The 11,726-nt window shown below is 74.3% G+C and carries 10 protein-coding genes; 3 read left to right on the forward strand and 7 right to left on the reverse strand.

Translation table 11 applies throughout. The features are described 5' to 3' along the window. Window positions 1-154 precede the first annotated feature (154 nt). Window positions 155-3,481: a S41 family peptidase gene (locus KMS84_RS12280; RefSeq protein WP_256916196.1), complete on the forward strand. Its 3,327-nt coding sequence runs from the start codon at window positions 155-157 to the stop codon at window positions 3,479-3,481. 124 nt (window positions 3,482-3,605) lie between these two features. Here the strand turns inward: KMS84_RS12280 and KMS84_RS12285 are convergent, their stop codons facing one another. From KMS84_RS12285 to KMS84_RS12300, 4 genes are all read right to left on the reverse strand, one after another. Further along, window positions 3,606-3,884 (reverse strand): hypothetical protein, encoded by a 279-nt coding sequence (locus KMS84_RS12285; RefSeq protein ID WP_256916209.1) that lies wholly within the window; start codon window positions 3,882-3,884, stop codon window positions 3,606-3,608. 92 nt (window positions 3,885-3,976) lie between these two features. Then, window positions 3,977-4,861 (reverse strand): SDR family oxidoreductase, encoded by an 885-nt coding sequence (locus KMS84_RS12290; protein ID WP_256916197.1) that lies wholly within the window; start codon window positions 4,859-4,861, stop codon window positions 3,977-3,979. Continuing rightward, window positions 4,858-5,763, reverse strand: coding sequence for an alpha/beta fold hydrolase (locus KMS84_RS12295; protein ID WP_256916198.1), 906 nt, complete (start codon window positions 5,761-5,763; stop codon window positions 4,858-4,860). The genes KMS84_RS12290 and KMS84_RS12295 overlap by 4 nt, the downstream gene beginning before the upstream one ends. Continuing rightward, window positions 5,760-7,295, reverse strand: a complete 1,536-nt coding sequence (locus KMS84_RS12300) for a flavin-containing monooxygenase (protein ID WP_256916199.1) — start codon at window positions 7,293-7,295, stop codon at window positions 5,760-5,762. The genes KMS84_RS12295 and KMS84_RS12300 overlap by 4 nt, the downstream gene beginning before the upstream one ends. Window positions 7,296-7,433: 138 nt before the next feature. Between KMS84_RS12300 and KMS84_RS12305 the strand changes: the two genes are divergently transcribed. Next, on the forward strand, window positions 7,434-8,078 hold the full coding sequence (locus tag KMS84_RS12305) for a MerR family transcriptional regulator (RefSeq protein ID WP_256916200.1): 645 nt from the start codon (window positions 7,434-7,436) through the stop codon (window positions 8,076-8,078). Between the two features lie 16 nt (window positions 8,079-8,094). Here KMS84_RS12305 and KMS84_RS12310 read toward each other — a convergent pair whose 3' ends face one another. Beyond that, window positions 8,095-8,898, reverse strand: a complete 804-nt coding sequence (locus KMS84_RS12310) for an exodeoxyribonuclease III (RefSeq protein ID WP_256916201.1) — start codon at window positions 8,896-8,898, stop codon at window positions 8,095-8,097. 93 nt (window positions 8,899-8,991) lie between these two features. On the opposite strand from KMS84_RS12310, the gene KMS84_RS12315 reads away from it, so the two are divergent. After that, window positions 8,992-9,474, forward strand: a complete 483-nt coding sequence (locus KMS84_RS12315) for a GNAT family N-acetyltransferase (RefSeq protein WP_256916202.1) — start codon at window positions 8,992-8,994, stop codon at window positions 9,472-9,474. A gap of 21 nt (window positions 9,475-9,495) precedes the next feature. On the opposite strand, the gene KMS84_RS12320 is transcribed toward KMS84_RS12315, so the two are convergent. Further along, a complete protein-coding gene (locus KMS84_RS12320) occupies window positions 9,496-10,137 on the reverse strand; it encodes a response regulator transcription factor (protein ID WP_256916208.1) in 642 nt (213 codons plus the stop codon). Further along, the gene (locus tag KMS84_RS12325) at window positions 10,089-11,495 is read right to left on the reverse strand and encodes a sensor histidine kinase (RefSeq protein ID WP_256916203.1); all 1,407 of its coding nucleotides are present in this window, start codon (window positions 11,493-11,495) and stop codon (window positions 10,089-10,091) included. The genes KMS84_RS12320 and KMS84_RS12325 overlap by 49 nt, the downstream gene beginning before the upstream one ends. Between the last annotated feature and the right edge of the window lie 231 nt (window positions 11,496-11,726).

An 11,726-nucleotide genomic window follows, 5' to 3' on the forward strand; every position in this document is an offset into this window, starting at 1 on the left:
GGCGAACCGACACGGTTCCCTGTGCGTACTCCCCGAATGTAGCGCACTTCACTGCGAAACGAAACCGTTTCGTACGTGTCTTGTCTCACGTGCGCCCGGTTCCGCACACATGTCACAAGTTGCTCGGGTCCATCCCCCGGAAAAGCATGGGGAGGTGAGCTATCTGCGTCTGCCCCATCTCCATGGTGACCTGTTGTGCTTCGTGGCCGAGGACGACCTCTGGCTGGCCCCGCTGGCCGGCCCGGGCCGCGCCTGGCGGCTCACCGTCGACCGCACCAAGGCCGGACACCCGCGCTTCTCCCCCGACGGCCGCCTCATCGCGTACACGAGCTGGCGCAGCGTCGTCCCGGAGATCCACCTGGTGCCGGTGGACGGCGGCCCGGGACGGCGGCTGACCTACTGGGGCAGCTCCGACACCCGGGTCTGCGGCTGGACTCCCCCGGACGCCGACGGGAACGCCGACATCCTCGCCGTCGCCTCCCACGGCGAACCCTTCTCCTACTTCACCTGGGCCTACAAGGTCTCCCCCGACGGCTCTCCCGGCCGCAAACTCCCCTGGGGCCCGGTCGGCGACCTCCAGGTCGCCGACTTCGACGGCGACCGCCGCACCCTCCTGCTCACCGGCACCCCGCCGCACGAGCCGGCCGCCTGGAAGCGCTACCGGGGCGGCGCCACCGGCCGGCTGTGGCTGCACGGACGGCGCCTCCTGGAGGACGTCGAAGGCCACCTCTCCAGCCCCCTCTTCGTCGGCGGCCGGATCGCGTTCCTCTCCGACCACGAGGGCGTCGGCAACCTCTACTCCTGCGCCCACGACGGCTCCGACCTGCGCCGGCACACCGACCATGACGCCTTCTACGCCCGGCACGCCTCCAGCGACGGCGCCCGGGTGGTCTACCAGTGCGGCGGGGACCTGTGGATCGTCGACGACCTCGCCGCCGGCTCCGAGCCGCGCCGCCTCGACGTGCGCATCGGCGGGCCGCGCGCGGGACGCCGGCCCTACCAGATCCCGGCCGCCCAGCACGTGGACGGCATCTCGGTCGACGAGACCGGCCGGGCCAGCGCCGTCGTCGTCCGGGGCAGCCTGTACTGGCTGACGCACCGCGACGGACCCGCCCGGACGATCACCGACACCCCCGGGGTGCGCGTGCGGCTGCCGGAGATGCTCGGCACGGGCGGGCGGGTCGCCTATGTGACGGACGCGGACGGCGAGGACGCCGTCGAGGTCGCCCACCTGCCCCGGGCCACGGGCCGGCGCGAGCCCCGGCGGCTGGCCTCCGGACGGCTCGGCCGGGTGCTGGAGACGGCGGCCGACCCGCAGGGCGAACGGCTCGCCGTCGCCTCGCACGACGGCCGGCTGCTCCTCGTCGACCTCACCGAGGACCCCGTGGACGCGGGGGAGACGGGGGACGCGGGAAGCCCGGGAGGGACGGAGGGCGCCGGAGAGGCCGGGGGCTCCGGCGGTGACCTGGTCACCGAGCTGGTCGTGTCCGCCAACGGACCCGTCCGCGACCTCGCCTTCTCCCCGGACGGGGCGTGGCTGACCTGGTCGCATCCCGGGATCGGACGCTCCCTGCGCCAGATCAGGATGGCCCGCATGAGGGACGGCTCGGTCGTCGACGTGACCGACGGCCGCTTCGAGGACGAGAACCCGGTCTTCACCCGGGACGGGCGCTACCTCGCCTTCCTCTCCTGGCGCGGCTTCGACCCGGTCTACGACGTGCACACCGGCGACCTGTCCTTCCCGCTGGGCTGCCGGCCCTATCTGGTCCCCCTGTCCTCCGCGACGCCGTCGCCGTTCGCGCTGACCCCCGAGGGCCGCCCGGCCGCCGGCGGGCTCGACCCGGTGGAGGACGACGGCGACGGCGCCGACGGGACCGTCACCGTGGAGACCGAGGGGCTGGCCGGCCGGGTCACCCCCTTCCCCGTCACCGCCTCCAAGTACTCGGCCCTGTACCCGGTGGCGGGCGGCGGGCTCGTCTGGCTGCGCTGGCCGATCTCGGGCGCCCTCGGCGAGACGTTCGCCAATCCCGACGACACCAGCGGCCGCCCGACCCTGGAGCACTTCACCATCAGCAAGGCGAAGAAGACCGAACTCGTCGGCGACCTCGACTGGTTCGCGCTGAGCGGGGACGGCACCCGGCTCGTCGTGGTCGACGAGGGTGACCTGCGGGCCGTGCCGGCCACCGAGTCCGGCGACTCGGACTCCACGGTCTGGATCGACCTGCGGCGCATCCTGCACGAGGTCGACCCGGGCGCCGAGTGGCGGCAGTCCTACGACGAGGCCGGCCGGCTGATCCGCGCCTACTTCTGGGACCCCGGCATGTGCGGGATCGACTGGGACGCGGTCCTCGACCAGTACCGCCCGCTCGTCGAACGGGTCGCCTCCCCCGACGAGTTCGCCGACCTGCTGCGCGAGGTGCTGGGCGAGCTGGGCACCTCCCACGCGTACGTGACGGCCGCCCGCCGCAACGAGGGGCCGCCGCACTACCAGCGGCTACAGGGTCTCCTCGGCGCCAACCTCGTGCGCCGGGAGGCCGGTTGGACGATCCGGCGGATCCTGCCCGGCGACTCCTCCGACTCCAGGGCGCGTTCGCCGCTGGCCGGCACCGGCATCCGGGAGGGCGCGGTCCTCACCCACGTCGACGGCCGCGAGGTCGACCCGCTGACCGGCCCCTACCCGCTGCTGGCCGGCGCGGGCGGCACCACGGTGGAGCTCACGCTCACCCCCGCCGAGGGCGAGCCCGGCCGGCCGCGCCGGGTGGCCGTCGTCCCCCTCGTCGACGAACGCCCCCTGCGCTACCAGGACTGGGTGGCCAAACGACGGGCGGTGGTCCGGGAGTTGAGCGACGGCCGGTGCGGCTATCTGCACATCCCGGACATGGGCGGCTCGGGCTGGGCCCAGTTCAACCGCGACCTGCGCGGGGAGGTGTCCCGGCCCGCGCTGATCGTGGACGTGCGCGGCAACGCGGGCGGCCACATCAGCGAACTGGTGGTGGAGAAACTGACCCGGACCATCCTGGGCTGGGACCTCACCCGCAACGCCCAGCCGGTGTCGTACGCCTCGAACGCCCCGCGCGGACCGGTGGTGGCGCTGGCGGACGAGGCGACCTCCTCCGACGGCGACATAATCACGGCCGCGTTCAAACTGCTCGGGCTGGGCCCGGTGGTGGGCCAGCGCACCTGGGGCGGCGTGGTCGGCATGACCGGCCGGCACCAGCTCGGCGACGGCACCGTGATCACCGTCCCGATGAACGCGGCCTGGTTCGACGCCTACGGCTGGTCGGTGGAGAACAGGGGCGTCACACCCGACCTGGAGATCCTGCGCACGCCCCTCGACTGGGCCGAGGGCCGCCACGCCCAACTCGACGACGCCGTACGGCTGGCCCTGGACCTGCTGGCCGCGAACCCCCCGGCGACCCCGCCCGGCTACACCGACGTCCCCGACCGGTCCCGGCCGAAACTGCCCCCGCGCACGACCTGAGAGAGCACGACCTGAGACACCGCACGCGCGCACGGCGCGGACGCCGGACGCCGGACGCGAGGAAGGGGCGCCCCGGGCCCGGGGCGCCCCCTGCTCATCGTTCACCGGCCGCCGAAGCGGGGTGTCAGAACTCCTCGTCCAGGCCGACGCGCTCGCGCTCGCGGTCCCGCTCCTGCGGGTTGCGGCGCTCCGACGCCTCGTGCTCGGGACGCATGCGCTCCGGCGTCCCGCGCTCCGGACGCATGCGCTCCGCCGACTCGCGCTCCGGGCGCATGCGCTCGGCGTCCTCGCCCGGACGCTGCTTGGCACGCTGCTGGACCTGCTCCTTGGCCTGCTGGGCCTTCTGCTTGGCCTGCTGCGCCATGTGCTCGGACCGGTCCTGGAACTTGTCCTTCATACCCATGTGGGTTCACTCCTGTAGGAGATGAGGGGGGTTGGGGCCCCGTGGTGGGGCCTCGACCAGATTCACACGGGCGGTCACGGGGCGCATCTCGATCAACTACGCTGCGTAGCCCTGGCCTGTTCGTCGGCGGAACCGCCCGCTCCCACCAGCCCCGTCCGCATCCCCCGCAGCCGGGGCGCGAACCGCTTCATCTCGCGACGGCCGACGGTCCCGATGATCCCGGGCAGGTATCCGCGCACCGACTGCATCCCGCGCAGCCACCCCTGCCCGTACACGTGCGCGGAACGCCGCTCGACGCCGGCGACGATCCGGTCGACCGCCGGCCCCAGCGGGTACGTCTTGTTCGCGGGCCACGGCAGCCGCTGCCTCAACTCCCGCATCACCTCGTCCTGATCGGCCCCGCGCACCATGTCGGTGTCCGTCCACGACAGATAGCCGACGCCCACCCGGACGCCCTGGTGGGCGACCTCCGCGCGCAGACTGTGCGCGAACGCCTCGACGCCCGACTTGGACGCGCAGTACGCGGTCATCATCGGCGCCGGGGTGATCGCGGCGAGCGAGGCGATCTGCAACAGGTACCCGCGGCTCTCGCGCAGCAGCGGCAGGAACGCGCGGGCCGTGACGGCCGATCCGATGAGGTTGACCTCGACGACCCGCCGCCAGGAGTCCGGATCGGAGTCGGCGAACGGACCGCCGTTGGCCACACCGGCGTTGGCCACCACGACGTCCACCTTGCCGAAGCGCTCCTTCACCTGCGCCGCCACCGCGCTCATCGCCTCGTGGTCGGTGACGTCGGCGTACCAGTGGTCGCTGTCGCCGTGCAGCCGCTCGGACACCTGCTTCAGCTCGTCCGGCTCCAGGCCGACGAGCGCGATCCGCGCGCCGCGCGCCGAGAGCTTGCGGGCGAGCAGCTCCCCGACGCCCCGCGCCGCCCCGGTGACCACGACGACCTGTCCCTCGATCCCGACCCTGCTCATGCGCCCTCCTTCAACTGCGTGTACGTGGTGACGAGTTCCCTGATGCGTGCGGTGACCGCCTCGGGCGCCTCGACCGGCGTCATGTGTCCGACGCCGGGCAGTTCGGTGACCCCGAGGGAGTGCGGCAGCGCCGCCGCGATCCGGTGCGCGTGCACCGGCGGCGTCATCCGGTCGGCGGCGCCCACCAGCACCGCCGTCGGCACGCCCAGCCGCGCCACGCCCTGTTCGAGGTCGAGCAGGTGCAGCACGCCGGACCAGGCGTGCCGCACCCGGCGAGGACAGGCGTGCACGATCCGGGCGCACGCCTCGACCATGTGCGGGGCCGCCCCGGCGCCCATCGTGGCGTACTTCAGGATCCGCATCGCGACGGGCGTGACCGGCCCGAGGGGCGCCCGGGAGCCGAGGACGTGCCGGGTCAGCCAGGTCCGCAGCCGGCCCGGCCGCAGCGGGACGACGGTGGACTCGGCGACCAGCCGCGAGGCGCCGGTGCTGCACAGCAGGACGGCGGCCGCGTGTTCCTGGAAGGCGTCCCGGCCGGCGGCCGCCAGCACCGTCATCCCGCCCATGGAGTGACCGGCGATCACCGCTTTCTCGCCGGGGGCGAGCGTGGCCCGCAGGACGGCTTCCAGGTCGTCGGCGAGGGCGTCGGTGCTGCACGCCGGGCTCGCGGGGGAGCGTCCGTGCCCGCGCTGGTCGTACGCGATCACCCGGTGGTCGACGGCGAGTTCGCGGATCTGGGCCGCCCAGAACGCCGTGGAGCAGGTCCAGCCGTGGGCGAGGACGACGGCGGGCGCGGCCTCGGCCCCCGAGGCCGGGCCGTGGACCTCCACGTGCACGGGGGCGCCGTCGGCGGAGACGGCGGTCAGCTCGCGGACGGGCGCGACGTCGGCGGCGGCGGTCATGCCGTCACCTCCTTCTCCTGGCCGTCCTTCTCCTGGCCGGCCGGCCCGCCGGTGGCGCCGGTGCGGACGGGCGCGCGCACCACCTCGTACTCCGCGAGGTCGACCCGGCGCGTCGCCCTGCGGAACTCGGCGGTGGTGCCCGGCCAGACGGTCGTGTTGCGGCCGCTCGCGTCCAGGTACCAGCTGGTGCAGCCGCCCGTGCTCCACACCGTCCGCTTCATCCGGTCCTGCACCCGGCGGTTCCAGGCGTGCACCGCGCTCGGGCGGGCGTCCAGGGCGGCACGGCCCCCGAGGACGTCGAGCTGCCGCAGATAGTCGGCCATGTAGTTCAGCTGGGACTCGATCATCAGGATCATGGAGGAGTTCCCGAGACCGGTGTTCGGGCCGATGATCGTCATCCAGTTGGGGAACCCGGCGGCCGACGCGCCCCGCAGGGCCTCCATGCCGCCCTTCCAGCTCTCCGCGAGCGTGCGCCCGTCCGCGCCCACCACCCGGTCGGCGATCGGCATGTCGGTGACGTGGAAGCCGGTGCCGAACACGATCACGTCGGCCTGCGCCTCGCTGCCGTCGGCGGCGACCAGCGTGGACCCGCGCACCTCGCTCAGGCCGCTCGCGACGACGTCCACGTTGGGGCGGGTGAGGGCCGGGTAGTAGGTGCTGGACAGCAGGATCCGCTTGCAGCCGATGCGGTAGTCGGGGGTGAGCCGGGCGCGCAGCTCGGGGTCCTTGACGGCACGGGCCATGTTGCGCCGGGCGAGCTGCTCGACGAAGCCGAGCTCGTTGGGATGCTTGGTGAACGCCTGCACCTGCAACTCGCGGATGCCCCACAGCAGGCCGCGCCGCAGCCGGGCGGTGACGGGCAGGGCCCGGTGCAGGGCGCGCTCCGCGCCGGTGACGGCCCGGTCGACGCGGGGCATGACCCACGGCGGGGTGCGCTGGAACAGGGTCAGCCGGGAGACGTCCGGCTGGATGGCGGGCACGATCTGGATGGCCGAGGCGCCGGTGCCGACCACGGCGACGCGCTTGCCCGCGAGATCGTGGTCGTGGTCCCAGCGGGCCGAGTGGAAGACCTTGCCGGGGAAGGAGTCCAGGCCGGGGATCGCCGGGATCTTCGGGTCGGACAGCGGCCCGGTGGCCGACACGACGACGTCCGCGAAGTAGCGTCCGGCGCTGGTCTCGACGTCCCAGCGCAGTTCCTGCGCGTCCCAGGTCATCCGCAGCACCTCGGAGTCGAGCCGCAGGTGCGGGCGCAGCCCGAACACGTCCGTGACGTGCTCCAGGTAGGCGCGGATGTGCTCCTGTCCGGAGAAGGTGCGCGGCCAGTCCGGGTTGGGCGCGAAGGAGAAGGAGTAGAGGTGGGACGGGACGTCGCAGGCGCACCCGGGGTAGCTGTTGTCCCGCCAGGTGCCGCCCACGCTGCCCGCCCGTTCGAGGATCACGAAGTCCGTGATCCCCTCGCGGCGCAGCCGCACGGCGGCCCCCAGTCCGCCGAAGCCGGATCCGATCACCGCCACCCGTACGTGTTCGGTCATCCCGACACCTCCCAGCCGTGCGACTCTCGCGACTCTGCCAGTGAACACTGGCGCAATGGGAGAGTAGAGCAGGTCCGTACCGATGGGTAGGGGGCCGGGAGAAGGAAAGTTACCGGCGGTACAACATAAGCTTCGCCCGTGACGGACAAGCGCGAGTACCGGGCGGAGGAGCTGGCGGCCGAGGCCGGCATCACGGTGCGCACCCTGCGCTTCTACCGCGAGCGCAAACTGCTCGCGCCGCCCCGGCGCGAGGGCCGCATCGCCTGGTACGACGACCACCACCTGGCCCGACTGCGGACGATCTCGGCCCTCCTCGAACGCGGCCACACCCTCACCGGCATCGCCGAACTGGCCGACGCCCTGGACCAGGGCAGCGACGTGGCCGAGCTGATCGGCGTCGGCGGCCCCACCGAGGAGGAGCCCGTCCGCCTCACCCCGGAGGAACTCGCCGCCCGCTTCGAGGGCCAGGTCACCCCGGAGAACCTCGCCGCCGCCCTCGACCTCGGCTACCTGGGCACCGACGGCGACGAGATCGTCCACATCAGCCGACGGCTGCTGGACGTGTCGTCCGCCCTCGTCGCCGAGGGGATCCCGCTCGCGGAGGTCCTGGCGGCGGGCGTACGCGTCCGCGAGCACGCCGACGCCCTGGCCGCCCTCTTCACCGACCTGATCCTGCGCCACACCACCGAGAAGGACCTGCCCCGCCTGCGCCCCCTGGCCCGCAGCGTGGTCGAGGCGGAACTGTCCCTGGCGCTGGACCGGCGGCTGCGCGGCGAGCCCTGACCCGGTCCCCGACGTCCTACAGGTCGTAGACGACGGTCACCGGGGCGTGGTCCGACCAGCGCTCGGCGTGCGTGGCCGCCCGCTCCACCAGCCCCTTGACGGCCCTGCCCGCGAGGCCGGGCGTCGCGACGTGGTAGTCGATGCGCCAGCCCGAGTCGTTGTCGAACGCCCGCCCCCGGTACGACCACCAGGTGTACGGCCCCTCCAGGTCCGGGTGCAGCTCGCGCACGACGTCCGCGTAGCCGCCGTCCGCCGGGGCGAGGACCCGGCTCAGCCACTCCCGCTCCTCGGGCAGGAAGCCCGAGCTCTTCTGGTTGGCGCGCCAGTTCTTCAGGTCGGCCGGCCGGTGGGCGATGTTCCAGTCGCCGCAGACCAGGACCTCGCGGCCGTCGGCGGCGGCGCGTTCGCGCAGCTCCTTGAGATGGGCGAGGAACAGGTCCATGAAGCGGACCTTCTCCTCCTGCCGCTCGGTGCCGACCTCGCCGGAGGGCAGGTAGAGGGAGGCGACCGTCACGCCGGGCAGGTCGGCCTCGACATAGCGGCCGCTGCCGTCGAACTCGGACGAGCCGAAGCCGATCCGCACGGCGTCCGGCTCACGGCGGGTGTAGAGGGAGACGCCGGCACGGCCCTTGGCGGCGGCCGGGGCATGGGTGACGTACCACCCCTCGGGAGCCCGGACCGTCTCCGGCAGCTGCTCGGGCTCGGCCCGCACCTCCTGAAGGCACAGCACGTCGGCGGCGGTGTCCGCGAGCCACTCCACGAAGCCCTTCTTCGCGGCGGCACGCAGCCCGTTCACATTCACGGAGGTCACGGTCAGCACCCCGGCACGATACCGGGCGGGGGCCGCCGGGGAGAGCGGGGGCCGTCGCGGCCGTCGGGGGGAGCTGGGGCGCAAACCCGTACTGTGTGGGGCGTGAGAATACGTCCGGTCCCCTTCGACCATCCCGACGCGGTCAAGCTCAACGACGAGGTCCAGGCCGAGTACCACGAGCGCTACGGTGACGGCGGCGACGCCACCGTCCTCGCCGCCGCCGACTTCCAGCCGCCCCGCGGCGTCTATCTCATCGCCTACGACGACAGCGACCGCCCGGTCGCCACCGGCGGCTGGCGCAGCCAGGACGAGAACGGCGAGGGCAACGAGGACGGCGACGCCGAGCTGAAGCGGATGTTCGTGGTCCGGGACATGCGCGGGCGAGGTCTGGCGCGGCGGATGCTCGCCGCCCTGGAGGATGACGCGCGCGACGCCGGACGCGTCCGGATGGTCCTGGAGACGGGCACCGAGCAGCCGGAGGCCATCGCCCTGTACACCTCCAGCGGCTACGAGCCGTGCACGAAGTTCGGCTACTACCGCGGATACGAGGCGAGCCGCTGCTACGCCAAGCCCCTCGGCTCCTGAGGGGCGCCGCCGGCGCGCCCCTCAGCTTCTGAGGTAGGCCAGCACCGCGAGGACCCGGCGGTGGGTGTCGTCGGCGGGCGGCAGGTCCAGCTTCGTGAGGATGCCGCCTATGTGCTTGCCGACGGCGGCCTCGGAGACCACGAGCGCCCTGGCTATCGCGCCGTTGGACTTCCCCTCGGCCACCAGCGCCAGCACCTCGCGTTCGCGCGGGGTGAGCCGCTCCAGCGGGTCGCGGCGCCGCCGCAGCAGCTGCCGCACCACCTCCGGGTCGACGACCGTGCCGCCCGCCGCCACCTCCGCGAGGGCGGCCACGAACTCCTCCACCTGGCCGACCCGGTCCTTGAGCAGATAGCCGACGCCGCTGCCGTCCCCGGAGTCGAGGAGGTCGGCCGCGTAGGCGCGCTGGACGTACTGGCTCAGGACGAGCACCGGCAGCCCGGGGTGGTCGGCGCGCAGCCGGACCGCCGCCCGCAGCCCTTCGTCCTGGAAGGCCGGCGGCATCCGCACGTCGGTGACGACGACCTGCGGACGGTGCTCGGCCACGGCCGCGAGCAGGGCGCCCGCGTCCCCGACCGCCGCGACGACCTCGTGGCCGAAGCGGGCGAGCAGCGCCGTCAGGCCGTCGCGGAGGAGGACGCTGTCCTCGGCGAGGACGACGCGCAGCCCTCGCCGCCGTCCCGGTCGCGGTCCGCCTCCGTCGGCGTCGGCAACGCGGTCGCCGACGTGGGCGGGGTCGGGGTCGGCATCGGCTCGCAAGGGATCTCCACACGCAGCAGGGTCGGGCCGCCGGCAGGGCTGGTCACGGACAGTGTTCCATCCAGCACCGACACCCGGTCCGCGAGCCCGGTCAGCCCGGTGCCGCGGGACGGGTCGGCGCCGCCGCGGCCGTCGTCGCCCACCTCCAGGGCGAGCAGTCGCCCCTCGTGCAGCCGCGCCCGCACGCACGCGCGGCGCGCCCCGCTGTGCCGGGCCACGTTGGCCAGCGCCTCCCGCACCACGAAGTGGGCGGCCGCCTCCACGGCCTGCGGCAGCCGCTCCGTCGGCAGCTCGCACTCGACGTCCACCGGGACCGGCGACCGGTCGGCGGCGTCGGCGAGCGCGGCGGCCAGCCCGTGGTCCGCGAGCACCTGGGGATGGATGCCGTGGATCAGCTCCCGCAGCTCCGCCAGCGCCGCGCCCGCCTCCTCCTGGGCACGGGCCAGCTGCTCGGCGAGCCGGGTGCCGGGCGGGGCGTCCAGCCGCGCCAGGCCGAGGGCCATGGTGAGGGCGACCAGGCGCTGCTGGGCGCCGTCGTGCAGATCGCGTTCGATGCGCCGCCGTTCCGCCTCGAAGGCGTCCACCAGCCGGGCCCGGGACCTGGTCAGCTCCACGACCCTGGCCTGCGGGCCCCCCTCGCGCGGGCAGACCAGGCGGCGGGTCAGCGCGGCCCGGGCCCCGGCCGCCGCGCCGAGGGCGTACGCGCCGGCCGCCAGCAGCAGCACCCCGAGCGCGGCGGAGCCGAACGCGGCGCCCTGACCGGTGACGGTCCACAGCTTGGCCACCTTGATCTCCCGCCCGCCGCCGACGGTCGCGAGCAGCAGCGGGGTCGCGGTCATCGCCAGCGGCAGGACCAGGGCGACGGCCAGCACGAACGCCTCGGCGGGCCACAGCAGGCCGGCCGCGAGGAGCGTGTGGGCCAGTTCGCGCCAGGTCGCCCGGGCACGCAGACGGGCGGCGAGCCGGGCGCGCACGCCGGGCGCGCCCGGTTCGCCGTGCGCGGTGGGCGCGGGCGCCGGATCGACCCAGCGCAGTCTGCGCCGCTCCAGCGCGGCCACCGGCAGTCCGGCGAAGGCGAGGGCCGCCAGCAGGGGCAGTCCCACGAGGACGACCGCGAGCACCCCGGCGGCGACCGCCCACACCGTCAGCGCCGCCAGGACGACGGCGCCGCCGGCCGCGCCCGTGAGCAGGTAGGCGGCGGCCCGCCACGGGGACAGCAGATAGCCCGGGCGGGACAGCGCCTGCCACACGGTGGGGGGATGCATGCCGATCACGGTAGGAGGAGGGCGGGGCGCACCGCCATACCCGCGGCCGTAGCCCCGGGGGTATGCCTGGCCCTACCCCAGGTCTAGCCCCTGCCCGACAGACCGGGCGGGCCCGCGCACGGTTCGGTGGACCCATGACCGAACACGCCGTACGACTTCCCCGGACCGCCGGACTCCCGCCAGGGCCCGCCCGGCCCGCAGCGCCGGAATCGACCCGCCCCACCACCGCCC

The organism is Streptomyces hilarionis (assembly GCF_024539675.1).
In the GTDB taxonomy this organism is placed as follows: domain Bacteria; phylum Actinomycetota; class Actinomycetes; order Streptomycetales; family Streptomycetaceae; genus Streptomyces; species Streptomyces hilarionis.